At 73.5% G+C, this 24,433-nt stretch carries 20 protein-coding genes; 7 read left to right on the plus strand and 13 right to left on the minus strand.

Annotated elements, in window-relative coordinates:
- The first annotated feature begins 12 nt into the window (after positions 1-12).
- The 4 genes from ABZU69_RS05830 (at position 13) to ABZU69_RS05845 (ending at position 4,943) form a co-directional block, all read left to right on the plus strand.
- A complete protein-coding gene (locus ABZU69_RS05830; RefSeq protein WP_354963320.1) occupies positions 13-726 on the plus strand; it encodes an ABC transporter ATP-binding protein in 714 nt (237 codons plus the stop codon).
- Positions 723-3,524, plus strand: coding sequence for an FtsX-like permease family protein (locus ABZU69_RS05835; RefSeq protein WP_354963247.1), 2,802 nt, complete (start codon positions 723-725; stop codon positions 3,522-3,524). The genes ABZU69_RS05830 and ABZU69_RS05835 overlap by 4 nt, the downstream gene beginning before the upstream one ends.
- Before the next feature lie 64 nt (positions 3,525-3,588).
- Entirely contained in the window at positions 3,589-4,089 is a 501-nt protein-coding gene (locus tag ABZU69_RS05840) for a nitroreductase/quinone reductase family protein (protein WP_354963248.1), read from the plus strand.
- Between the two features lie 116 nt (positions 4,090-4,205).
- Positions 4,206-4,943, plus strand: coding sequence for a nucleotidyltransferase domain-containing protein (locus ABZU69_RS05845; RefSeq protein WP_354963249.1), 738 nt, complete (start codon positions 4,206-4,208; stop codon positions 4,941-4,943).
- 6 nt (positions 4,944-4,949) lie between these two features.
- On the opposite strand, the gene ABZU69_RS05850 is transcribed toward ABZU69_RS05845, so the two are convergent.
- Together ABZU69_RS05850 and map are read right to left on the minus strand one after the other, a co-directional pair.
- Positions 4,950-5,663, minus strand: coding sequence for a VIT1/CCC1 transporter family protein (locus tag ABZU69_RS05850; RefSeq protein ID WP_354963250.1), 714 nt, complete (start codon positions 5,661-5,663; stop codon positions 4,950-4,952).
- A complete protein-coding gene (map, locus tag ABZU69_RS05855; protein WP_354963251.1) occupies positions 5,660-6,517 on the minus strand; it encodes a type I methionyl aminopeptidase in 858 nt (285 codons plus the stop codon). The genes ABZU69_RS05850 and map overlap by 4 nt, the downstream gene beginning before the upstream one ends.
- Positions 6,518-6,612: 95 nt before the next feature.
- On the opposite strand from map, the gene ABZU69_RS05860 reads away from it, so the two are divergent.
- Positions 6,613-6,927, plus strand: coding sequence for an STAS domain-containing protein (locus tag ABZU69_RS05860; protein WP_354963252.1), 315 nt, complete (start codon positions 6,613-6,615; stop codon positions 6,925-6,927).
- A gap of 60 nt (positions 6,928-6,987) precedes the next feature.
- Here ABZU69_RS05860 and ABZU69_RS05865 read toward each other — a convergent pair whose 3' ends face one another.
- The 11 genes from ABZU69_RS05865 to pcaF form a co-directional block, all read right to left on the minus strand.
- A complete protein-coding gene (locus ABZU69_RS05865) occupies positions 6,988-10,647 on the minus strand; it encodes a SpoIIE family protein phosphatase (protein WP_354963253.1) in 3,660 nt (1,219 codons plus the stop codon).
- A 191-nt stretch (positions 10,648-10,838) separates the two neighbouring features.
- A complete protein-coding gene (locus ABZU69_RS05870; protein WP_354963254.1) occupies positions 10,839-11,390 on the minus strand; it encodes a pyridoxamine 5'-phosphate oxidase family protein in 552 nt (183 codons plus the stop codon).
- Between the two features lie 47 nt (positions 11,391-11,437).
- Positions 11,438-12,184 carry a gamma-glutamyl-gamma-aminobutyrate hydrolase family protein gene (locus tag ABZU69_RS05875; RefSeq protein WP_354963255.1) on the minus strand — a complete coding sequence of 249 codons (747 nt, stop codon included), beginning with the start codon at positions 12,182-12,184 and terminating at the stop codon, positions 11,438-11,440.
- Entirely contained in the window at positions 12,181-12,948 is a 768-nt protein-coding gene (locus ABZU69_RS05880) for a 3-oxoacyl-ACP reductase (RefSeq protein WP_354963256.1), read from the minus strand. The genes ABZU69_RS05875 and ABZU69_RS05880 overlap by 4 nt, the downstream gene beginning before the upstream one ends.
- 5 nt (positions 12,949-12,953) lie before the next feature.
- Entirely contained in the window at positions 12,954-14,309 is a 1,356-nt protein-coding gene (locus ABZU69_RS05885) for an aldehyde dehydrogenase family protein (protein ID WP_354963257.1), read from the minus strand.
- 24 nt (positions 14,310-14,333) lie between these two features.
- Positions 14,334-15,698, minus strand: a complete 1,365-nt coding sequence (locus ABZU69_RS05890) for a glutamine synthetase family protein (protein ID WP_354963258.1) — start codon at positions 15,696-15,698, stop codon at positions 14,334-14,336.
- A 115-nt stretch (positions 15,699-15,813) separates the two neighbouring features.
- Positions 15,814-17,400 carry an amino acid permease gene (locus tag ABZU69_RS05895; RefSeq protein WP_354963259.1) on the minus strand — a complete coding sequence of 529 codons (1,587 nt, stop codon included), beginning with the start codon at positions 17,398-17,400 and terminating at the stop codon, positions 15,814-15,816.
- 287 nt (positions 17,401-17,687) lie between these two features.
- Entirely contained in the window at positions 17,688-18,188 is a 501-nt protein-coding gene (locus ABZU69_RS05900) for a DUF456 domain-containing protein (protein ID WP_354963260.1), read from the minus strand.
- Positions 18,189-18,243: 55 nt separating this feature from the next.
- A complete protein-coding gene (locus ABZU69_RS05905; RefSeq protein WP_354963261.1) occupies positions 18,244-20,409 on the minus strand; it encodes an EAL domain-containing protein in 2,166 nt (721 codons plus the stop codon).
- A gap of 4 nt (positions 20,410-20,413) precedes the next feature.
- On the minus strand, positions 20,414-21,226 hold the full coding sequence (locus ABZU69_RS05910; RefSeq protein ID WP_354963262.1) for an SAM-dependent methyltransferase: 813 nt from the start codon (positions 21,224-21,226) through the stop codon (positions 20,414-20,416).
- Between the two features lie 152 nt (positions 21,227-21,378).
- Entirely contained in the window at positions 21,379-22,584 is a 1,206-nt protein-coding gene (gene pcaF, locus ABZU69_RS05915) for a 3-oxoadipyl-CoA thiolase (protein ID WP_354963263.1), read from the minus strand.
- Positions 22,585-22,690: 106 nt separating this feature from the next.
- On the opposite strand from pcaF, the gene ABZU69_RS05920 reads away from it, so the two are divergent.
- Positions 22,691-23,656 (plus strand): glutathione S-transferase C-terminal domain-containing protein, encoded by a 966-nt coding sequence (locus ABZU69_RS05920; protein ID WP_354963264.1) that lies wholly within the window; start codon positions 22,691-22,693, stop codon positions 23,654-23,656.
- Positions 23,649-24,305 (plus strand): DUF998 domain-containing protein, encoded by a 657-nt coding sequence (locus tag ABZU69_RS05925; RefSeq protein ID WP_354963265.1) that lies wholly within the window; start codon positions 23,649-23,651, stop codon positions 24,303-24,305. Before ABZU69_RS05920 ends, ABZU69_RS05925 begins: the two co-directional genes overlap by 8 nt.
- The last annotated feature ends 128 nt before the right edge of the window (positions 24,306-24,433 follow it).

Raw genomic sequence — 24,433 nt, forward strand, 5'->3', positions numbered from 1 at the left:
GCGGACGACGCGGTGCTGGAGTTACGCGCCGTCCACCGCACCCACGGGGTCGGCCCCGCGGCGGTGCACGCCCTGCGCGGCGTCAGCCTGGTCGTCCGGCCGGGCGAGCTGGTCGCCGTGATGGGTCCGTCCGGCTCCGGCAAGTCGACGCTGCTCTCCCTCGCCGGTGGGCTGGACCGCCCGACCGGCGGCGAGGTACGGGTCGAGGGCCAGCCGTTGGGCGCCTTGGACCGCAGGGGGCTGGCCCAGCTGCGCCGCCGCCGGATCGGCTACATCTTCCAGCAGCTCAACCTGCTGGGCAGCCTCAGCGCGGTGGAGAACGTAGCGCTGCCGCTGGAGCTCGACGGCACCGGCGGGCGCAAGGCCCGCGCGGCGGCCCTGGCCGCGCTGGCCGAGGTGGGCCTCCCGGCGTTGGGTGACCGGTTCCCCGACCAGCTCTCCGGCGGCCAGCAGCAGCGGGTGGCCATCGCCCGGGCACTGGTCGGCGAGCGGCGACTGGTGCTCGCCGACGAGCCGACCGGGGCGTTGGACTCGCAGACCGGCGAGGCCGTGCTGCACCTGCTGCGCCGCCGGGTCGACGCGGGCGCCGCCGGCATCCTGGTCACCCACGAGGCGCGGCACGCCGGCTGGGCCGACCGGGTGGTGTTCCTGCGCGACGGGGTGCTGGTCGACACGACGGCGCCGCTGGGCAGCGTCGAGCAACTGCTGTCCGGCAGCGACCGGTGACCATCCGCCGGGCGCTGCGGGCCCCCGCCCGCGCCGACGTCCCGGCGGCCCCGCCGGTCGCGCCACCCGCGCCACCGGGCCGACGGCGGACGGCCGAGCTGATCGGCTCCTGGCGGGCGGCGCTGCGGATCGCCCGGCGGGAGTCGCGCCGGGCCCGCCGGCGAACCGCCCTGGTGCTCGCGATGATCGCCCTGCCGGTGCTGGTGCTGACCTTCCTGGCGGTCAGCTACGACATGGCCGAGCTGACTCCCCAGGAGCGGGTCGACCGCCGGCTCGGCGTCGCCGACGCGGAGCTGCGCTGGCTCGCCGACACCTCGATCGAGCAGGATGCGTGGGGCGACAACTGGTCCGCCCACGAGAGTGAGCACACGTCGGGTCGCCGCGTCGCCACCACCTCCGAGGTGGCCGCGCTGCTCGGCCCGGGCAGCCGGGTCACCGAGATGCGCGGCCCCCTGTCGCTCACCGTGCGCGGCCCGGTGCGCGACGAGGACGTGGAAGGTCGGGTGCTGGACCTCACCGACCCGTTGGCCCGAGGTCTGGTGCGGTTCCAGGCGGGGCGTACGCCGCGGCAGCCCGGCGAGGTCGCGGTGAGTCCGGCCGCGTTCCGCCGTCTGGACCTGCGCCTCGGCGCCGCGATGGCCACGGCCGACGGAACCAGGGTGTACACCGTGGTCGGGGTGGTCGAGTTTCCCGACGACCTCGGCCCGGTGGTGGCGCTGCATCCCGCCGCCGTGCCGCGTACCGAGCCGGGACCGCCCAGCACCTGGCTGGTGGACGTGCCCGGCGCCGCTGATGCCGCGATGGTTTCCCGGCTCAACGAGCGCGGTTTCCTGGTCGTCCCCCATCACCCGACCGGCCCGACGACGCAGCCGTCCCGAGGCTGGCCCGGGTTCATCGGTCCGGCCGACGCGGCCGACCTGAGCACCGGCGTACTGATCGCCGGCCTCGGGCTGCTGGAGGTCGTGCTGCTGGTCGGGCCGGCCTTCGCGGTCGGCGTCCGCCGCCGACGACGTGACCTCGCACTGGTCGCGGTGGCCGGAGGGGACGCGGCCCAGCTTCGCCGGGTCGTGCTCGCCGACGGCGTGGTGCTGGGCGTGCTGGGCGCTGCCGCCGGCCTGCTGCTCGGCGTCGGCGCCGCGTTCGCCGGCCGCCCGCTGGTCGAGCAGTACGTCTTCGGTGCCCGCTTCGGCGGGTACCGGTGCTGGCCGTCGGCGCTGGTCGTGCTCGGTGGGGTCGCGGTGCTGGCCGGGGTGCTCGCCGCGCTCGCACCGGCCTGGACCGCCGCCCGGCAGGACGTCATCGCCGGGCTCGCCGGGCGACGCACCCCGCCCGCGACCCGGGCACGGTGGCTGGTCCTCGGTCTCACGCTGGTGGTCGGCGGGGCGGCGCTCGCGGCGTTCGGGGCCACCCAGACCTCGCCGGCGGTGATCCTGACCGGCCTGATCCTCGGCGAACTGGGCCTGGTCTGCTGCACGCCCACCCTGATCGGCGCGCTCGCCCGCCTCGGCCGGGTGCTGCCGCTGGCGCCCCGGATCGCGCTGCGCGACGCCAGCCGCAACCGGGCGGCCGCCGCGCCGGCCATCTGCGCCGTGATGGCGGCGGTGGCCAGCAGCGTCGCGCTCGGCGGGTACCTGGCCAGCGACGGGGCCCGCGAGGCGCGCGCCTACCAGCCGATGCTGCCGACCGGTCACGTGCTGGTCAGCCCGGCCGAGCCGACCCGCGAATCCGGGCCCACGCTGGCCCAGGTCACCACCGCCGCCCGGGCGCAGTTGGACGCCGCGGCGGTGGCTCCGGTGCAGATGGCGGCCTGCCAACCGGCGGCGACCCCCGGCGGCTACTGCTACGTCGAGCCGGAGCTACCACCGGAGCGGGCCTGCCCCTGGCGACCCGGGGACGCCCTCTCAGAGGCGGAGCGCCGGCAGGCCCGGGCGGACCCGCGCTGCGTGGCCCCGCCCGGGGACCACTACGGCAGCTACGTGCAGCCACTGGTGGACGACGGCAGCGCGCTGCCGCTCCTCACCGGCGCGGATCCGGCGGAGACCGCCGCCGCCACCGCGGTGCTGCGCGCCGGGGGTGCCGTGGTGACCGACCCACGCTATCTGCACGATGGCCGGGTGACCGTGCGGGTCAACCGGGTGGAAATGGAGGCCGACAGGCCGGCCGTCACCACCGGCGAACTGCCCGCGTACGCGCTGAGCGCGGCGGTCGGCCAGCCCAGCCTGCTGCTGTCCCCACCCGCGGCCCGACGCCTCGGCCTGATCGGGTCCCCGAGCGGCTGGGTGATCGGCACGCCGAAACCGCCGGACGTGCACCGGCAGAAGCGCTTCACCGCCGCCCTGCAATCCTTCGGGACGTTCTCGTTGAGCGTGGAGCAGGGGGCCGCGCCACGCGACAACTCACCGCTGCTCCTGTTGCTCGCGGCGGCGGCCGGGCTGATCACGGTGGGCGCGGCGGGGATAGCGACCGCGCTCGCCGCCGCCGAGGGCCGCGCCGAGCTGTCCACCCTCGCGGCGGTCGGCGCAGCCCCGGCGGTACGCCGGCTGCTCGCGATCTGCCAGGCCGGGATCATCGCCGGCCTCGGCTCGGTGCTCGGCATCGTGGCCGGGCTGGGCACCGCCGCGATCGTGCTGCTCTCGGTCAACCGGCAGTACGCCACCGCCTGGCCGGTACGCGAGCCGTACCCGTTCCTGGTGCCGTGGCCGGCGCTCGGCGTCCTGGTGCTGGTGCCGGTGGTGGCGATGCTCGGCGCGGGCCTGTTCACCCGCGCCCGGCTGCCGATCGAGCGGCGACTGGACTGACCGGGGCGCTCCGGCGGGCATTCGGGGGGTGCCGCCGGGGCCTGGCAGCCGGCAGACTGTCGGCGTGTCAGTGCTGGGAACCCTCACCCGCCGAGTCGGGCACCACCGCTGGTTCGGCGCCGCCGCCCGCCTGCTGGTGCCCGCCGACCGGATCGTCGGCCGGCTCACCCGGGGCCGGGTGGTCGCGCTCGGCCTGATCCCGTCCCTGGTGATCACCACCACCGGCCGCCGCTCCGGCAGGCCGCGCAGCAATCCGCTGCTCTATGTGCCCGACGGCGACGCGTACGTGGTGATCGGCTCCAACTGGGGTCAGACCCACCAGCCCGGCTGGGCGATGAACCTGCTCGCCGAGCCGGCCGCCGAGGTGGACGTGAAGGGCCGTCGGGTGCCGGTCCGGGCCGAGCCGGCCACCGGCGCGGAACGGGACCGGCTGTGGCAGCTCCTGGTGACCGAGTGGCCGGCGTATCGCACGTACGTGCAGCGGGCCGGCGGGCGGGAGATCCGCATCTTCCGGCTGGTGCCGGCCGGGCGCGGCGCGCCGGCCGGGCCGCCACCGGCTGGCTAGGCTGACACTCAGTCGCCAGGCGGGGTTGGTCCGCAGTCGGGAACGAGAGGTGGCCCGGTGAGCGCGAGGAGTGAGCCGCTGTTGCGAGCCCCGCAGTCGCGAACAAAGGCGGCCCGGTGAGCGCGAGCAGCGAAAAGACCGTAACCGACCGGGGCCGCGACGATCGGCGGTGGACGGTGGCGGAGCAGGTCGCCGAGGCGGCCCGGCGGCGTTTCCCGGCCGACGTGCTCGCGGTCGCGGTGCACGGGCCGCTGGCGCACGGCGACGACGACGGCGGCGGGGACCGCGAGGTGGGGATGCTGGTGGTCACCTACCGACCCGGCACCGGCCCACCACCGGCGACCCGGCGGGTGGACGGGGTGCTGGTCGACCTGACCGTGGCCGCCGCCGACGACTACCTCGGGCAGGCCCGGGTGCTCTCCCCCCTGTGGCCGCTGACCGCCGACCGGTACGTCACCACCCGGGCTCTGCACGACCCGACCGGTTGGCTGCCGACGCTGCGCGACGAGCACCTCGGTCGGCTGGCCCGGGCCCGGCCGGCGGAGTTCAGCACGGCGGCCCGGCAGGCCTGGTACCGGGGCAGCGCGGCGCATGCCCGGGCTGCCCGGCTGGCCGAGTGGTACGAGACGGACCAGGCGCTGCTGATGCTCGGCGAGGCACGGCTGGCCGCGGCCACGGTGACGGGGCTGCTGAGCCGCACCTACTTCCGGGACCCGGGGGACGCGGTGCGCCGCACCGGGCTGGCCGGCGCGGACATGACCGAGGTGGGGGTGGTGCTGGCCCGGCAGGCCGAGGAACTCACCGCCCGTGGCCGCCCGGTCGACGGCACGGTCGACGAGCTGCTCAGCGGCTGACCGGCGTCACAGCCCGCCCTGTACGCCGATCAGCGAGCCGATCAGGTAGGTGGCGCCGGCGGCCGCGGCACCCAGCAGGAGTTGGCGCAGGCCGCCGGTCCACCAGGGCCGGTTGGTGAACCGGGCCACCACCGCTCCGGCGGCGAACAGCCCGAGCCCGCCGACGGCGAGTGCCAGCCAGAGCTCGGTGGCGCCGAACAGGTACGTCAGCAGCGGCACGAGCGCACCCAGCGAGAAGAACAGGAACGAGGAGATGGCAGCCGCCCACGGGCTGGGCTGGTCGTCGGGATCGACACCCAGCTCCTCGCGGACGTGCACCCGCAGCGCCTCCTCGGGATCGCGCCGCACCGCTTCGGCGACCTGGGTGGCCAGGTCCCGCGGCAGGCCGCGGGCCACCCACGCGTCGGCCAGCTCGCGGGCCTCCGCCTCGGGGTGCCGCTCCAGCTCCCGCCGCTCCTTGGCCACCTCGGCGGCGACCTGCTCGTTGGCCGAGCGCACGCTGGTGTACTCGCCGAGCCCCATCGAGATCGCGCCGGCCACCAGGCCGGCGGAGCCGGTCAGCACGATGCTGCGCGGCGAGACCCCGCCGCCGCCGACTCCGGCGATCAGGGCGATGTTGGTGACCAGCCCGTCCATCGCGCCGAAGACGGCTGGGCGCAGCCAGCCGCCGGAGACGTCCGCGTGGTGCGCTTCGCGCAACGCCGCTGGGGTGTCGGTCACGGCAGGGTCAGGATCTCGTGGCCGTTGTCGGTCACCACGATGGTGTGCTCGAACTGCGCCGTCCACTTCCGGTCCTTGGTGACCACGGTCCACCCGTCGTCCCACATGTCGTACTGGTAGGTGCCCAGCGTGATCATCGGCTCGATGGTGAACGTCATCCCCGGCTCCATGATGTCGGTGGGCCGTGGGCTGTCGTAGTGCGGCACGTAGAGCCCGCTGTGGAAGGATTCGCCGATGCCGTGGCCGGTGAAGTCACGGACCACGCCGTAGCCGAACCGCTTGGCGTACGACTCGATGACCCGGCCCACCACGTTGATCTGCCGGCCCGGGGCGACCGCGCGGATGCCGCGCATCATCGCCTCGTGGGTCCGCTCGACCAGCAGCCGGGCCTCCTCGCTGACCTCGCCGACGCAGAAGGTGGCGTCGGTGTCGCCGTGCACCCCGTTGATGTACGCGGTCACGTCGACGTTGATGATGTCGCCGTCCTTGAGGACGGTGGAGTCCGGGATGCCGTGGCAGATGACCTCGTTGAGGCTGGTGCAGCAGGACTTGGGGAAGCCCCTGTAGCCGAGCGTCGACGGGTACGCGTCATGGTCGCAGAGGAACTCGTGCACCACGCGGTCGATCTCGTCGGTGGTCACGCCCGGCTTGCAGTGCTCACCGGCGAGCTGGGTCGCCTGGGCGGCCAGCCGGCTGGCGATCCGCATCTTCTCGATGGTCTCCGGCGTCTGCACGTGCGAGCCACGCCACTCCTGGGGGCGCTTCTTGCCCACGTACTCCGGTCGGGGAATGTGGGCGGGCACCGGTCGCATCGGGGAGAGCGTGCCTGGGGTCAGCGGCGGACGGACGGTCATGCCGCAAGCCTATCGCCGGAGCCGCCGGTGACCCGTGCCACGGCCGCTCCGGACCGGTTGTTGCCCAGTCAGGTCGGCTGTGCCATGGTGTCTGCGTGGATCAAGGGGGAGCACCACCCGTCTTCTCTGCCAGCGCGGAGATCGACGGTGGCCACCTCCACGTGGTGGTGGCCGGCGAGGTCGACATGGCGACCGCCGACACGATGCTCCAGACGGCGCTCCGCGAGCCCGCCGAGCGGATCACCCTCGACCTGAACGCGGTCACCTTCTTCGACTCGGCCGCCATCCACGCCCTGGTCCGGCTCGCCCAGCAGTTTCCCGGCACGCTCACCGTGCTGCCGTCCCGGCAGGTCCGTCGGGTGCTGGACATCTCCGGCCTGGGCGAGCAGAGCTGGCTGAGCCCGGCCTGAGCGGCTCACGCTCCGCACCCCTGGGCAGCGCATGCGGTACGCGGCGACCGGAGCGCGTGGTCAGGCCTGCAACTGCCGGCGCAGCGTCACCTCGGTGCCCTCGGCGGTACGCCGCACCGACAGGTCACCCAACGCCTTGATCAGAGTCAGCCCGCGCCCCCGGAACCCGGAGCCGGTCGACTCCCGCCACTGCCCGCTGTCGCGCACGGTGGCGGTCACCGTGCCGTCCTCGATGGCCACCTCCACGGTGATCATCGGCTCGGCGGGGTGCACCGGGTGCTCGATGGCGTTCGCGGCGGCCTCGGAGACCGCCACCGTCAGGTCGAACAGGTCCGTCTCGCCGACCCCGTGCGCGACCAGGAAATCCTCCAGGCGCTTGCGCAGCACGCTCAGCCGGGTCGGGTCCGCCGGCAGTCGCAGCACGAAGCGGTTCAGCTCGGCCGCCTCCAGGGCCAGCACCGCCACGTCGTCGCGGCGCGGCCGCCCGGCGACCCGCTCGACCACCGCGTCGATCAGGTCGTCCACGTGCTCGCCGGGGATGGCCGCGTCGACGCGCAGTTGGGCCAGCGCCTCGTCGATGCCGATCTGACGGTCCTCGATCAACCCGTCGGTGTAGAGCAGCAGCCGGCTGCCGACGGGCAGCTCCCCCTCGACCGTCCGGTACGTCGTGTCGGGGATGGCGCCGACCGGTGGGCCGAGCGCACGGTCGTGCAGGAACGCCGCGTCGCCTCCCCGGATCAGCAGTGGCGACGGGTGGCCGGCGCTGGCGTACCGCAGCCGGCCGGCCCGCGAGCTGAACAGCAGGCAGACCACGGTCGCGAAGGAGCGGCCCTCGGTGGAGCCGACCAGCCGGTTGAGCCGGGTCAGCGACTCACCCGGGTCGAAGCCCTCCAGGACGTACGCCCGCAGCGCGTTGCGCAGTTGCCCCATCGCCGCGGCGGCCTGGACGCCCTTGCCGACGACGTCGCCGATGACCAGCACCAGCTCGTCGCTCTCCAGCGGAATCACGTCGTACCAGTCGCCGCCGACCTCGACGTCGGCGGTGCCGGGCAGGTAGCGGCTGGCCACCACCGCGCCGGGCAGCTGTGGCAACGACCGGGGCAGCAGGCTGTGCTGCAACGTGGTGGCGATGCGGTGATCGGCCTCGTACAGCTGGGCGTTCTCCAGCCGCACCCCGACCAACCGGGCCAGCTGGGTGAGAGCGGCCTCGTCGGCCCGGGCGTCGTCACCGGGCGGCCGCCAGACCCGCAACTCGCCGAGCTGCTCGCCGGTGGTGCCGGTCAGCTCGCTCACGAAGGACGGGTCGGTGGCGGTGACACCCCCGGCGTCCGCCTCGGAACGGGCTCCGCTCGCGGTGACCACCACCCGGGCGGCCTCGGCGAGGGTGAGCGCGTGCCGGGCGGCGACCTGGAGCACCTCGGCGGTGGACCGGGCGGTGTTCACCGCCACGGCGGCGTCGGCCAGCGCCCGGAGCCGGCGGATGATCTGCCCGCGCAGCTGGCCCAGTTCGACGTTCGCCCGGACGCGGGCGATCAGCTCCTGCCCGGAGAACGGCTTGGTGAGGTAGTCGTCGGCGCCGGCGGAGAGGCCGGCCACCGCCTCCGCGGAGCCCGCCCGGGCGGAGAGCAGCACGATCGGCACGTGCCGGGTACGCGGGTCCGCGCGCAGCGCGCCGACCAGGCCGAACCCGTCCAGCCGGGGCATCATCACGTCGGCGAGCACGAGGTCGAACCCACCGTCGCGGGCCAGCGGCAGGGCCGCCAGGCCATCGCTCGCGGTGACCACCTCCCAGGTCGGGGAGAGCAACCGGGTGACGTGCTCGCGCAGGTCCACGTTGTCGTCGACGACCAGGATCCGGCCGGCCGGGGCGATCTCCGCGGGCTGGCCGCCGAAACCGGGCGTCGGCTCGGTGCCGGTCCACAGCGCGGTCTCCGCCACGTAGAGCCGGGCCTGCTCGGGCTCGCCCGTCGGAAGGGGGGCGAACGCCACCACCCGGTCGCCGGGCAGGTGCGCCGACCCGAACGGGACCGTCACCGTGAACGTGCTGCCCTCGTCGACCCGGCTGGTCAGCCCGACCTCGCCACCGTGCATCTCGACCAGCTCCCGGACCAGCGCCAGGCCGATCCCGGTGCCCTCGTGGGTGCGGGCGCGCACCCCTGGCACCCGGTGGAACCGTTCGAAGACGTGCGGCAGCTCGGCCGGCGCGATCCCCACGCCGGTGTCGCTGACCTCCAGCCGGGCGGCGCCGTCCACGGCCCGGACCCGGACCCGGATCTCGCCGCCGAAGGTGAACTTGACCGCGTTCGACACCAGGTTGAGGACGATCTTTTCCCACATGTCCCGGTCGACGATGACCGGCGCGGGCAGCGGCGGGCAGTCCACCACCAGCTCCAACCCGGCCCGGTCGGTGGCCGAGCGGAAGGTGCTGGCCAGCCGGGCCGTGTAGCCGGCCAGGTCGGTGGGCTGGTAGCGGGCGGCCAGCCGACCAGATTCCAGCCGGGAGAAGTCCAGCACGGTGTTGACCAGCTTGAGCAGGCGCAGCGCGTTGCGGTGCATCATGGTGAGCCGGTCGGTGTAGTCGGAAGGCAGCGCCCGGTCGGCCAGCAGGTCCTCCAGCGGGCCGAGCACCAGGGTCAGTGGGGTCCGGAACTCATGGCTGACGTTGGCGAAGAAGTTGGTCTTCGCCCGGTCCAGCGCGGCCAGCTCCGCGGCGCGGGCCTGCTCCTGCTCGTACGCCCGCTGCCTGCCCACCGCCCGGGAGATCTGGGCGGCGACCAGGTCGAGGAAATTTCGGTACTCATCGTTGAGCGGCAGCCGGCGGGCCACGCCGACGACGAGCGCGCCGACCCTCTCGTGGGTCGCCGTGACGGGCAGCACGAGCGCCTCATCGGCCGCGTCGGCCGGCGGCGCGTCGAGCAGCCCGGCCACGTCGATCGTGGCGGGCACGCCGTCGGCGGTCACCCGGGCGAGCACCCCGGGGTCGACGTCGACGGCGGCCTGGCCGGTGCCGTCGGAGCCGGCCAGGACGAACCGGCCGGTGTCGTCGGCCAGGTTGATCAGCGCGAACGGTACGTCGGCCCGGTGCCGACCCAGCACCTCGGCGGCGGTCCGGCCGAGCTCGGCGGCGCTGCCCACCTCGGCCAACTCGGCGCCCAACTCGGCCAGCGCCCGAAGCCGGCGCTCGCCGAGAACACGGCCGGTGGTCTCGTTGACGATGCAGTAGACGCCGCTGACCGAGCCGTCGGCCCCTCGGATCGGGTCGTACGAGACGTCGAAGTAGGTCTGTTCGAGAAAGCCGTGCCGGTCCAGCAGGAAGGGATGGTCCTCGCCGCGGTACGAGCGCCCGGTGCGCCGTACGCCCTCCAGCAGGGGGCCGAGCACCTCCCAGGTCTCCGCCCAGTGCTGCGCTGCCGGTTGACCGAGCACGCCGGGGTGCTTGCCGCCGATGGTCGGGCGGTAGGCGTCGTTGTAGAAGGCGAGCTGGTTGTCGCCCCAGAACATGACGATCTGCGCGCTGGAGGCGAGCATCATGCCGACCGCGTTGGAGAGCGCCGACGGCCAGCAGGCCGGGGCGCCCACCGGTGTCGAGGACCAGTCGAAGTGACGCAGCCGTTCGCCCAACTCGCCACCGGCCGCGAACGCGGCCGCCAGCATCGGGGGGAGCTCCGCGCCGACCGCCGAGGAACCCTCCGCGTCCGCGCCCCCCTGGGCCGAGCTCATACAGCCTCCCGCTCCGGCTGTGCCCCAGCCGTTGATCTCCGCCTGCCGTGTCCCGACCTGTACCCCGGCGGACCAGCAACGTAACGCGTGACGCCCCTCGGACGCTGGTTACGTGCGCCGGGCCCGTCGGCCATCCGACACCGGGGCGGACGCGGCGTCCGGGCAACCCCTGGTGGAGCGCCCTCGACGGCTCAGAAGACGGGCAGCCCGTCGATGCTCGCCGCGTTCCTGGTGGCCCGGTAGACCACCAGGTCGTCGGCGGTACGGCGCGAGTGCGCGGTGAGCAACAGGTCGCGTTCGGCGCGGTAGTCCATGAGCGGCACCGCGTACCCGCAGGAGTCGCTGACCCGGTCCACCTCGACGGTGATCACGGCCCGCACGGCGTGCACGTCCGGTGGCTCGGGGAACTCGGCGAGCCGGTCGGCGAACGCCTCCTCGGTCACCGCGACGCTGCTGCCCCGACCGTGCAACCGGACGATCTTCGGTGGCCCGTCGAAGGCGCAGAACATCAGCGTGATCCGGCCGTTGTCCCGCAGGTGGGCGATGGTCTCTGCGCCGCTGCCGTGATAGTCCAGGTAGGACACCCGGTGTGGGCCGAGGATCACGAAGGTGCCCCGCATGCCCTTCGGCGAGACGTTGACGTGCCCGTCGGCGCCCGACGGCGCGGTGGCCACGAAGAAGACCGGCTGGGCCGCGATGAAGTCGCGCAGCCGACCGTCGATCTCCGGATAGACCTTGCCCATGCGCTGATCCTCCCACCGGCCACCACGGCCGGCGGGTGCGACGTGCGTCACGTACCCCGGGGTCGCACCGACCGCCCGGCGTCGTCGGGCGCGGTGCCGGGCGGTCGCTGGCGGGCGGCCCGGACCAGCGCGGTGATCGGACGGGGATCCGGCTCGTTCTCCGGATGCCACTGCACCCCGAGCACGAACGGCCGGCCCGGATCCTCGACCGCCTCGATCACACCGTCCGCCGCCCAGCCGCTGACCGCGAGCCGCCCAGGGTCGGCAACCGCCTGGTGGTGGTACGAGTTGACCCGGTCCACCCCGGCCAACACCGTCGCGGCCAGGCTGCCCGGCGCGAACCGCACCGGATGCTCACCGTAGACGCCGGGCGCCGGGCGGTGCGCCTGGTGACCGACCACGTCCGGCAGGTGCTGGTGCAGGGTGCCGCCGTACGCGACGGCGAGCAGCTGCATCCCCCGGCAGACGCCCAGCACCGGCAGCTCCGCGGCGAGCGCCGCGGACAGCAGGGTCAGCTCGCCGTCGTCCCGGTCCGGCCGGTCCTCGGTCCTGGGGTCGGGCAGCTGGCCGTACCGCCCCGGGCCGACATCGGCACCACCGGCCAGCAGCAATCCGTCCAGGACCGCCAGCACGTCGCCGTCCCCGTCGTCCGGCGGCAGCACCACCGCCCGGCCGCCGGCGACGGTCACCGCCCGCACGTACGCCTCGGGCACCAGCACGGCGCGCACGCCCCGCCATATGGCCCAGTCGGCGGGCTCGACGTACGCGCTGATCCCGATCAGTGGCCTGGTCATAGTGGAGTGACATACGCGCCGGTGATGCCCCCGTCCACCACGAACTGCGCGGCGGTCATGAACGAGGCGTCGTCGCTGGCCAGGAACGCCACGGCGGCGGCGATCTCCTCCGGTTGCCCGAACCGGCCCATCGGCACGTGCACCAGCCGGCGGGCGGCCCGCTCCGGGTCGGCGGCGAAGAGTTCCAGCAGCAGCGGGGTGGCCACCGGGCCGGGGCACAGCGCGTTGACGCGGATGCCCTCGCGGGCGAACTGCACACCCAGCTCCCGGGTCATCGCCAGCACCCCGCCCTTGCTCGCGGTGTACGCGATCTGCGACGTCGCCGCGCCCATCAGCGCCACGAACGAGGCCGTGTTGATGATCGAGCCCCTGCCCTGGCGGCGCATGTGCCCGATGGCGTACTTGCAGCAGAGGTAGACGCTCGTGGTGTTGACCCGCAGCACCCGTTCCCAGGCGTCCAGGCCGGTGGTCAGGATGGAGTCGTCGTCCGGCGGCGAGATGCCGGCGTTGTTGAACGCGATGTCGACCCGCCCGTGCCGGTCGACCACCCCGTCGAAGAGGTCACGCACCGCTGACTCGTCGGCGACGTCGGTGGCCACGAACTCGCCGCCACACTCCTCGGCGGCCCGCTTCCCGGCCGCCGCGTCGATGTCCACGCAGACCACCCGGGCCCCCTCCGCGGCGAACCGACGGACGGTGGCCAACCCGATCCCACTGCCCGCACCGGTGATCACGGCCACCCGGTCCTGCAACCGACCCTGCACTGGCGTCACCCCTCTGTCGCGATGAACACGTTCTTGACATCGGTGAAGGCGTGCAGCGCATCCGGACCGAGCTCCCGGCCCAGGCCGGAGCGCTTCATCCCGCCGAACGGGGTCCAGTAGCGCACCGAGGAGTGCGAGTTGACGCTGAGGTTCCCCGCGTCGACGGCGCGGGCGAGCCGGAGCGCGCGGCCCACGTCCCGGGTCCAGATCGAGCCGGAGAGGCCGTACTCGGTGTCGTTGGCGAGCCGGACCGCGTCGGCCTCGTCGTCGAACGGGAGCACCGAGACCACCGGGCCGAAGATCTCCTCCCGCCAGTGCCGGTCGGCTGGCGAGTCGGCCAGCAGCACCGTCGGGGCGTGCCAGAAGCCGGGACCGTCGGGGCAGGAGCCGGTGAACGCCACCCGGGACCCGGCCAGGTAGCCGGCGGCCCGGTCGCGCTGGCCGGCGGAGATCAGCGGGCCCATCTCGGCGGTGTCCCGGGCCGGGTCCTCGACCCGCACGGCGCGGACCGCCGGTTCGAGCAGTTCCAGGAAGCGGTCGTACACCGGGCGCTGGACCAGGATCCGGGACCGGGCGCAGCAGTCCTGGCCGGCGTTGTCGAACACCGCGCCAGGAGCGGTCGCGGCGGCGCGTTCCAGGTCGGCGTCGGCGAAGATGATGTTGGCGCTCTTGCCGCCCAGCTCCAGGGTCAGCCGCTTCACCTGCGTGGCACAGCCGGCCATGATCCGCGTGCCGACCTCGGTGGAGCCGGTGAAGCAGATCTTGCGGACCGCCGGGTGGCTGACGAACCGCTCCCCCACCACGGCGCCCTCGCCGGGGACAACCGTGAACACGTCGTCGGGCAGGCCGGCCTCGCGGGCCAGCTCGGCCAGGCGCAGCGCGGTGAGCGGGGTCAGTTCGGCGGGCTTGAGCACCACGGTGTTGCCGGCGGCGAGGGCCGGGACGAACCCCCAGGCGGCGATCGGCATCGGGAAGTTCCACGGCACGATCACGCCGACCACGCCGAGCGGCTCGTGGAAGGTGACGTCCAGCCCGCCGGGCACCGGGATCTGCCGCCCGGTCAGCCGCTCCGGCGCGCCCGCGTAGTAGTCCAGCACGTCGCGGACGTTGCCGGCCTCCCAGCGGGCGTTGCCGATGGTGTGCCCGGAGTTGCGAACCTCCAGCGTGGCCAGCTCGTCCAGATGCGCGTCGACAACAGCGGCGAACCGCCGCAACATCCGGGCCCGGTCCCCCGGCGCCACCCCCCGCCACCCGTCGAACGCCCGGTCCGCCCGAGAGATCGCGGCGTCGACCTCCCCAACCGAAGCCCCGGGTACGTCCCGGAAACTCTCCCCGGACGCCGGATCCACCACCTGCGTCACGCCGGCACCCCCATTCCTGCGTCGTCAGAGGCGTTCGAAGCCACGGGTCAGCTCCCAGTCGGTTACCGCCGCGTCGAAGGCTGCCAGCTCCACCCGGGCCTGATTGGCGTAGTGGGCGACCACCTCGGGACCGAAGGCGTCCTGGGCGGCCGTCGACTGCTCCCAGAGGGTCAGGGCGTCGCGCAGGGTGCCGGGCACGCGCTCGGCCTCCGGGTCGTCGTACGCGTTGCCGGTGCACTCCGGGCCCAGCTCCAGCTCCCGTTCGATGCCGTGCAGCGCGCCGGCGACCAGCCCGGCGATCGCCAGGTACGGGTTGACGTCGGCGCCCGGCACCCGGTTCTCCACCCGCATGCCCTGCCCGTGCCCGACCACCCGCAGCGCACAGGTGCGGTTGTCCACCCCCCAGCGCAGCGCCGTCGGGGCGAACGACCCCGGCTGGTAGCGCTTGTAGGAGTTGATGTTCGGGGCGAAGAGCAGGCTGAACTCCCGCATCGTGGCCAGCAGCCCGGCGAGCACCCGCTGCCCGGTCTCCGACAGGTGCGCGGGCCCGTCGCCGAGCATCGCCGAGGCGCCGGTGGTGTCGCGCAGCGAGAAGTGGATGTGGCAGGAGTTGCCCTCCCGTGCGTTCGGCTTGGCCATGAAGGTGATCGCCATGCCCTCCTGGGCGGCGATCTCCTTGGCCCCGTTCTTGTAGATCACGTGGTGGTCGGCGCAGGCGACCGCCTCGTCGTACCGGAAGGCGATCTCGTGCTGGCCGAGGTTGCACTCACCCTTGGCGCTCTCCGGGGTCAGCCCGGCGCCGGCCATCTCGCTGCGGATCCGGCGCAGCAGCGGCTCCACCCGGGCGGTGCCGAGCAGCGAGTAGTCCACGTTGTACTGGTTGGCCGGGGTGAGGTCACGGTAGCCGCGCCGCCAGGCGTCCTCGTACGAGTCGCGGTACAGCACGAACTCCAGCTCGGTGCCGGCGTACGCGGTCAGCCCGTGCTCGGCCAGCCGGCCCAGCTGCCGGCGCAGGATCTGCCGGGGCGAGGCGACCACGTCACCGGAGCCATCCAGCCAGGTCAGGTCGGCCAGCAGCAGCGCGGAGCCCGGCTGCCACGGCATCCGGCGCAACGTGCCGAGATCCGGCACCATCGCGAAGTCGCCGTAGCCGCGTTCCCAGCTCGACATCGCGTACCCGTCGACGGTGTTCATGTCCACGTCGACGGCGAGCAGGTAGTTGCACCCCTCGCTGCCGTGCTCGACGACCTGATCGAGGAAGAAGGGCGCGTGGAACCGTTTTCCCTGCAGGCGACCCTGCATGTCGACCAGGGCCAGCACGACGGTGTCGATCTCACCCTCGGCGACAGCGACCCGCAGTTGTTCCAGCGTGAGCGGAGCTCTCCTCATTCACGGGCCTCCATCACCAAGGTCTACTGGCAAACCGGATCACCGTCAATGCCCCCGGCGGCGAGGGTGGCAAACCCGGCGGGACGGCAGTGGCGCCCGTCCCGCCGGGCGCGGGTCAGGCCGGGCCGTCGACCGGCGCCGGGTCGGCCGCCGGAGCAGGCTCCTCGACGGTACGAACCGGGCCCGCGAACCATTTCCGGGCCGAGACGTACCACCAGACGGCGACCACCAGCAGCACCCCGCCCACGGCCAGCGGCGCGTAGTTCACCGCCGACCAGGTGAACCCGTCGTTGCCGGGCACCCCGGTGGGCACGATCGGCAGCACGAAGTAGACGGCGATGACCGCGATCTCGATCACCGCGATCCAGCCGAGCAGCTTGTACTTCCGTCCGAGCGTCCACGGGCCGGGGACGAACCGGTCGCCCATCCGCAGGCGCAGCGCGATCGGGATGAGGAAGGACAGGTAGAGCCCGAGCACCGCGACGGAGACCACGGCGTAGAAGGCGATCGGGATGCCGGCGGAGCTCTCGTAGAGCGCCGGCAGGGTGAGCACCAGGCCGGCCAGGGTGGCACCGATGATCGCGTTGACCGGGGTGCCGTTGCGGTCCACCCGGGACCAGAGCCGCCAGCCCGGCACGGCGCGGTCGCGGCTGAACGCGTACGCCATCCGGCTCATCGAGGTCACGCAGCTCATCCCGCAGAAGAACTGCCCGATGGTGGAGATGATGATGACGATCTTGAAGAAGACCGGGGTGAGCGCGGACTCGAAGATGGCGCCGGAGAAGCCGCCGGCTGCGTTGACCGCCTCGACGTCGGTGGCCGCGAAGAGGAACGCCAGCAGCAGGATCCAGCCGCCGACCGCCGAGTAGAAGATGGACTGCCAGAGCCCGCGGGCGGCGGCCTGCGAGGCGCCCCGGGTCTCCTCGGACACGTGCGCGCAGGCGTCGAAGCCGGTGATCGTGTACTGGGTGAGCAGGAAGCCCAGCGGCAGCACGTAGAACCAGAAGGTCAGCCCGCCGGTGTCCCCGTCACCGAAGCCGGAGTTGTTGAACCGCTCGGTGAACACGAACTGGAAGCTCTGGTGGTTGTCCGGAACGAGGACCAGGATGGCCACCACGGCTGCCGCCCCTGCCACGTGCCACCAGACGGAGACGTTCTGCAGCACGTCGATGATCCGGTGCCCGAAGATGTTGATCAGCCCGTGCAGCACCAGGATGATCACGAAGAGGACGAACGCCTGGCGCAGCGTGCCGGCCCAGCCGTCGAAGAGCGCCGACAGGGTCAGGTTGAGGAAGGTCGCGCAGCCGTAGTCGACCGAGGCGGTGACCGCGACCAGGCCGATCAGGTTCAACCAGCCGGTGAACCAGCCGTGCACCGGGCGGCCCATCGTCGCGGCCCACCAGTAGATCCCGCCGGCGGTCGGGTACGCCGACACCAGCTCCGCCATGCAGAAGCCGATGATCAGGATGAACAGCGAGATCAGCGGCCAGCCCCAGGAGATGGCGACCGGCCCGCCGTTGTTCCAGGCCTGGCCGAAGGTGGTGAAACAGCCGGCCAGGATCGAGATGATGGAGAACGAGATGGCGAAGTTGGAGAAGCCGCTCCACTTGCGGCGCAGCTCCTGTTTGTAGCCGAGTTCGGCGAGCCGTCGGGCGTCGTCGTCCATCGGATGCTCGGCGGTCGGCACAGGCGTCGTGGCCACTGCACACCTCCCTGAGGTGATTCCGCGTACGAGTGCGCAAAGTGTCGTCCCGCTGATCAAGGTGGTCAATACGATGACCGTGGGAATCTCACCGCCGTCGGGCTAATTGCGTTGCCGTGACCCCACCCCGGACGCCATCCTTGACCCCGTGACCAGGCCCGATCGGGCCCACTGACCCACCCTCCCCGGGCACTCGGACCGCCCGGACCGCGGCGGCGCGGGGCACACTCTCTCTCACGTGCGGCGTTCCGCCGTACCCGACAGTGCCCCGCGCCCCCGGGCGTCGGTCAGGTCAGGAGGAGTCCGATCAGCCAGGTGGCGGCGATCAGCAGACCGGCGGTGAACTCCACCAGCATGGACAGGCCGGCGGCCTTGAGCGCCTGCACCGTGGACGGCCAGGCCAACTGGTTGCTGCCCAGCCTCAGCCGTTCCGCCGCCCACACCCCAGCGACGAAGCCCAGCACCAGCCCCACCACCGGCACCACGAAGAAGCCGACGATGCCCAGCACCGCGCCGGCGAGCAGCGTGGAGGTCGGCACGCCGGTGCGCTTCAGGTTGCGACCAGGCCACGCGTACTTGATCACGGTGCCCCCGGCGGCAACCAGCGTCGCGGCGGCGAACACCGCCCAACCACCCGGGCCCGCGCCGCCGAAGATCGCCCAGACCAGCACCCCGCCCCAGCACAGCGGCAGCGCCGGCAGGCCGGGCACCACCACGCCCGCCAGCCCGGCCAGGATGGCCAGCGCGGCCACCACCGTCACCACCGTCTGCGAGTCGTTCAGGCTCACGCCGTCGCCCTCCGTCGCCACACCCGGAACCGGCCGGTCCGGACGGATCCCCCGCTCACCCCACCGCCCCGCCGCGCAGCCGGAGAGTGATCGCCTCGGCTGGCGCCGGAGCCCCGAAGTACCGGCCCTGCCCGGTGTCGCAGCGCAGCGCCCGCAGCCGCTCGGCCTGCACACCGGTCTCCACCGCCTCGGCGGTGACCCACAGCTCCAGCGCGTGCGCCAGCCGGACCAGCGCGTCGACGATCCGCTCGTCGCGGTGGTCGGCCACGGCGTCCGTTCCGTCGGCGCGGATGCCCTCGACGAACGGGCCGGCCAGCTTCAGGCAGTGGATCGGCAGCCGCCGCAGGTACGCCAAATTGGAATACCCGGTGCCGAAGTCGTCCACCGCCAGCCGGACGCCCAGCCCGGCGAGCCGGTGCAGGCTGCGCAGCGGCTCGCCCGCGCTACCCATCACGGCGCTCTCGGTCAGCTCCAGCTGCAGCAGCTCCGCCGGCAGCCCGCTGGTGGCCAACGCGTCGGCCACCGTCTCCACGATCGCCGGGTCGTCGGCCTGCCGGGCGGCCAGGTTCACGCTGACCACCAACCGGGCGTCGGGGAACTCCCGCCACCACCGCTCGGCGTCGCGGCAGGCCCGCCGCAGCACCCACTCGCCGAGCCGGACGATCAGGCCGGTCTCCTCGGCCAGGGCGATGAACCGGTCCGGCCCGATCAGGCCCAGCTCCGGGTGCTCCCACCGGACCAGCGCCTCCACCGCGAGCATGGTGCCCTCCAGCAGCGACACGATCGGCTGGTAGTGCAGCACGAACTCGCCCCGGTCCAGCGCCGCCGGCAGCCCGGCGACCAGCGCCGACCGGGCGATGTCCCGGGCGCTGCGCTCCGGGTCGTAGACCGCCCACCGGCCCCGGCCGGCGGCCTTGGCCCAGTAGAGCGTGGTGTCCGCGGCCTTCATCAGCTCCGAGGCGGTGGTCTCGGCGGCGGGGCACTCCACGATGCCCACGCTGGCCGAGACGGCCAGTTGCTGGTCACCGACGTGCACCGGGGCTGCGACGGCGGCCAACGCGGCCTCCGCCACGGCCACCGCGTCGTCGAGGTCGTTCCCGCCGTCGACCAGGATGACGAACTCGTCGCCACCCATCCGGGCGACCAGGTGGCCGTGGTCCGCCACGCACGCGGCCAGCCGCCGGGCGATCATCACCAACAGCCGGTCACCGAGGTCGTGACCCAGGCTGTCGTTGATCGCCTTGAAGCCGTCCAGGTCGAGGAAGCACACCCCGACCCGCCGCCCGGTTCCGGCGGTGTCGAGGACCCGGCCCAGCGTCTCGAAGAACAGCGTCCGGTTGGGTAGCCCGGTCAGCGGGTCGTGCAGCGCCTGGAAGCGAAGCCGCCGCTGGAGTTCGTACCGCTCGGTGATGTCCTCGATCATCGCGACGGTGAACCGGGGCCGGCCGTCGTCGTGCCGGATCAGCGAGACGGCCAGATCGGTCCAGACCACGCTGCCGTCCTTGCGGTGGTAGCGCTTCTCCAACCGGGCCGAGTCCTGCTTGCCCTCGATCATCTCCTGGTACAGCTCCCACATCCCGGCGGCGTCGTCGGCGTGGAACAGGGCGGACACGTTGGTCGCACACAGCTCGCTGATCGAGTAGCCGAGCATGTCGGCGAACGCCTGGTTGACGTCGATGATCTGGCCGTCCACCCTGGCGATGCCGATCCCGATCGCGGCGCCGGTGAAGACCGCCCGAAAGCGTGCCTCGCTGTCGCGCAGGGCCTGCTCGACCTCGTCCCGCGCCTGCCAGGCCGACCGGGCGATCCGCTCCTGCTGGATGAAGGTGCGGTCGCGCAGCGCACGGGCGAACCCGGCGGCCAGGCCGCCCTGCACCGCCGCGATCCGCTCGGTCAGGTCCGCCGGCTGGTCGTCCGCGCCCAGCACCTGGCGGGGGAAGTCCTGACCGAGGGCGCGCAGTGACCACTCGAGCGCCCGGGGCTCGGTGAGGTGCGCCTCCACCAGCGCCCGCCCCACCTCCTCGGCGGGGCGGGCCGAGAACGGCTCGGCCCGTACCGCCTGAGCCAGCCGGACGGTGTGCACCAGCAGCAGCCGCTCGGTCTCGGCCGCGCTGAGCGGCACGAAACCGAGACGGCGTACCGCGCGGGCCCAGTTGGCGGCGTAGCCCTGGGCGTCGCCCCGGCCGGCGTCGACCCCGGTCGGGTCCGGGACGGCGGCCACGGGATCAGCCGGCGGGCTGGTCGTACCGGGCGACGCCCCCGAAGGCGCCGAACCGCTCCGGGTGCTCGTCCACATCGGAGGGCGAGTCGGGACGCCAGAGCGGCATGTGCACGACGCCCGGGTCGAGGACGGTCCAGTCGCCGAAGAAGCCGGTGACCTGAGCGCGGGAACGCAGCGTGATCTCGGTGTCCGTCCGCGCGGAGAGCCGCTGGGCGTCCAGCATCTCCTGCGGCTGATCCTCGAAGGTGGAGTGCGAGATGACCAGGAAGCTGCCGGGTGCGGCGGCCGCCCGCAGGGTGGCCAGAATGGCCTCGGGCCGGTCGGCGTCCGGGACGAAGTGCACGACCCCGGCCAGCAGGATGCCCATCGGCCGGCTGAAGTCGATCAGCCCCAGCTGGCGGGTCTCGGCGAGGATCCGCTCCGGGTCGCGCAGATCGGCGTGGATCACCCCGGTCAGGTCGTTGCCGGCGAGCAGTTCCCGGCTGTGCGCGACGGCCACCGGGTCGATGTCGACGTAGACCACCCGGGCCTTGGGGTTCGCCCCCTGGGCCACCTCGTGCACGTTGCCCACGGTGGGAATTCCGGAGCCGATGTCGAGGAACTGGTCGATGCCGGCGTCGAGCAGAGCCCGGACGGCCCGGCGCAGGAACTCCCGACCCGAACGCATGGTGGCGGCGAGATTCGGCGTCATGCTGGCGATCTGCTCGGCCAGCCGACGGTCGATCTCGAAGTTGTGCGCCCCGCCCAGGAAGTAGTCGTACACCCGGGCCGCGCTCGGCCTGGTCAGATCGATCTCGGTCGGAATCCCGTCCGGCATCAGCGTGCTCCCCAGTTCATCGCCGCGGCGCGGGACGGCACCGGCGTCGGCTGGCACGCGCGACCACCGGTCGACCCGCGGGTCGTGTGGTGTGGACCACTCTAGGCCGCCGACTCCCGCGTCCGGGAGATCCCTTCGCGCTCTTTCCGTGCTCAGTCGGCCGACTCGAGCAGCAGCGAGATGCCCTGCCCGACGCCGATGCACATGGTGGCCAGGGCGCGGCGGCCGCCGCGACGGCGCAGCTCCAGGGCGGCGGTCAACGCCAGCCGAGCGCCGCTCGCGCCCAACGGGTGACCCAACGCGATGGCGCCGCCATTCGGATTGACGTGCTCGGCGTCCACGGGCAGCCCCAGCTCGCGCAGCACCGCCACGGACTGCGCGGCGAACGCCTCGTTCAGCTCCACCACGTCCACCGCGCTCAACTCGACGCCGGCACGGTCGAGCAGCTTGCGGGTGGCCGGCACCGGGCCGATCCCCATGATCCGGGGTGGCACGCCGGCCGCCGCCGCGCCGCCGATGCGGGCCAGTGGGGTGAGTCCGTACCGGGCCACCGCGGCCTCACTGGCCACCAGCAGCGCGACCGCACCGTCGTTGACGCCGGACGAGTTGCCGGCGGTCACCGTGCCGCCCTCCCGGAACGGGGTGGGCAGCGCGGCAAGCTTCTCCAGCGAGGTCTCCCGGGGGTGCTCGTCGACCTCGACCAGCCGGGTCTCCCGGCGGCCGGCCGGCACCGAGACCGGCACGATCTCCTCGGCGAACCGGCCGTCGGCCTGCGCCTTGGCCGCGCGCTGCTGCGAGCGGTACGCGAACGCGTCCTGTTCGGCCCGGCTGACGCCGTACTCGGCGGCCACGTTCTCCGCCGTCTCCGGCATCGAGTCGACGCCCCAGCCGTCCCGCATCAGCGGGTTGACCAGCCGCCAGCCCAGGGTGGTGTCGTACACCTCGGCCGAGCGGGAGTACGCCGACGTCGCCTTCGGCATGACGAACGGCGCCCGGCTCATGCTCTCGACCCCGCCGGCGACCACCAGCTCCGCGTCCCCGGCCACGATGGAACGGGCGGCGGTGGCGAGGGCGTCCAGCCCGGAGCCGCAGAGCCGGTTGACCGTACTGCCCGGCACCTCTTCGGGCAGGCCGGCCAGCAGCGCCGCCATCCGGGCCACGTTGCGGTTGTCCTCGCCGGCCTGGTTGGCGCAGCCGAGCACGACGTCGTCCACCCGGGCCCAGTCCACCGAAGGGTGCCGGGCGACCAGCTCACGGATCACGTGCGCGGCCAGGTCGTCGGGACGCACACCGGCCAGCGCGCCGGCGTACCGGCCGATCGGGGTGCGGACACCGGCCACCAGGTATGCCACGGTCATCGCGAGTCCTTCGGGGTGGAGACGGCGGGGGTGGGGGCGCCCACCGGGGTCGTGCGGGCTGCCAGCCGCCAGGATATCCGCGCCCCCCAGCCGATAGGTTGACGGCATGGCTCGGGCCCAGTTCAGCGCAGAGACCAGCGGCGGCGGCGCGTTCGTCCGCCAGCCCAACCGGTTCACCGGCCGGGTCACCCCGGACTCGACCTCCCCGCCCGGCGGCGGCCCGGACGAGCAGGACCGCTGGCCGCTGGAGGCCGGCCGCTACCGGCTGATCTGGTGCCGCGCCTGCCCGTGGGCGCACCGGGCCCGGATCGTGCGCGGCCTGCTCGGGCTGGACGACGCGATCTCGCTGGGCACCGTCGACCCGATCCGGGACGAGCGGGGCTGGGCGTTCGCCCTCGACCCGGACGGCTTCGACCCGGTCCTCGGCGTCGGCTTCCTCTCCGGGGCGTACCTGGCCACCGACCCCGACTACACCGGCCGGGTGACCGTGCCGGCGCTGGTCGACACGCTGACCGGTCGGGTGGTCACCAACGACTACCCGCAGCTCACCCTCGACCTCTCCACCGAGTGGCGGCGGCTGCACGCCCCCGGCGCGCCGGATCTGTACCCGGTCGAGCTGCGCCCCGAGATGGACGCGCTGATGGCCGAGATCCACACCGACGTCAACAACGGCGTCTACCGGTGCGGCTTCGCCACCTCGCAGGAGGCGTACGACGAGGCGTTCCGGGCACTCTTCGCCCGGCTGGACGCGCTCTCCGAGCGGCTGGCCGGGCAGCGCTACCTGATGGGCGACGCGATCACCGAGGCCGACGTACGGCTGTTCACCACGCTGGTCCGCTTCGACGCCGCGTACCACGGGCACTTCAAGTGCAACCGGCACAAGCTGACCGAGATGCCGGTGCTCTGGGCGTACGCCCGGGACCTGTTCCAGACCCCGGGCTTCGGCGAGACGGTGGACTTCGACCACATCAAGCGGCACTACTACGGCACCCACCGGCAGATCAATCCGAGCGGCATCGTGCCGCTCGGGCCCGACGAGTCCGGCTGGACCACGCCGCACGGGCGTGGCTGAGCCGGGTCGGCGCGGCACCTCGACCGCGCCGGCGGCCCGGGCGGACGTCGCGCGCCGCGTCGCCGGGTGGGCCGCCGCCGGCTGCGGGCTGATCGGTGCGGTCGCGGTGACGGTCGCGGTGGTCGCCGGTCCCGGGCCGGGGTTCACCGGGTACGTCAGCGAGGCGGGCATCGCCGGCGGCGGCCACGCGGCGACGTACCGGATCGGGATCCTCGCACTGGCCGGCTCGCTGCTGCTGCTCGCCGCGGCCCTGCCCCCCGGGGTGCGGGCGGCGCCGGCGCTGCTCGCCGCCGGTGCCGTGTGCACCGCGCTGTCCGGGGCGGTCACCTGCTCGGCCGGCTGCCCGCTGCCGCCGTTCGAGCGCGCCACGGTGGCGGACCTGGCGCACGGCGGCGCGAGCATCGCGGCGACCGCGTCGGTGGTGTTCGCCATGATCGCGCTCGCCGTGGCCGGCCCGGTCGACCGGGCGGTACGCCGACTGTCCGGCACGGCCGCCGCGCTGAGCCTCCCGCTGTGCGCCACGGTGGGGCTGGGCCTGCTCGTCATCGGTCGGGGCACCGTGGTGGGCGTGCTGGAGCGGCTGATCCTCGCGCTGGCGATCCTGTGGGGCCTCGCCACCGCCACCACCCTCGCCCTGACCCGCCGGTAGGGCGTGTAAGGAGCGTCACCCCGATTCGCGCCTTGCGATGGCCACTCACCGGCGTATCGTCGGCTGGCGATGACCAATCTCTGGGACCTCACCGTTCGCCTGTACGTCGATCTTCGACTGCAGGCCAG

The organism is Micromonospora sp. NPDC005206, from assembly GCF_040608175.1.
Lineage (GTDB): Bacteria > Actinomycetota > Actinomycetes > Mycobacteriales > Micromonosporaceae > Micromonospora.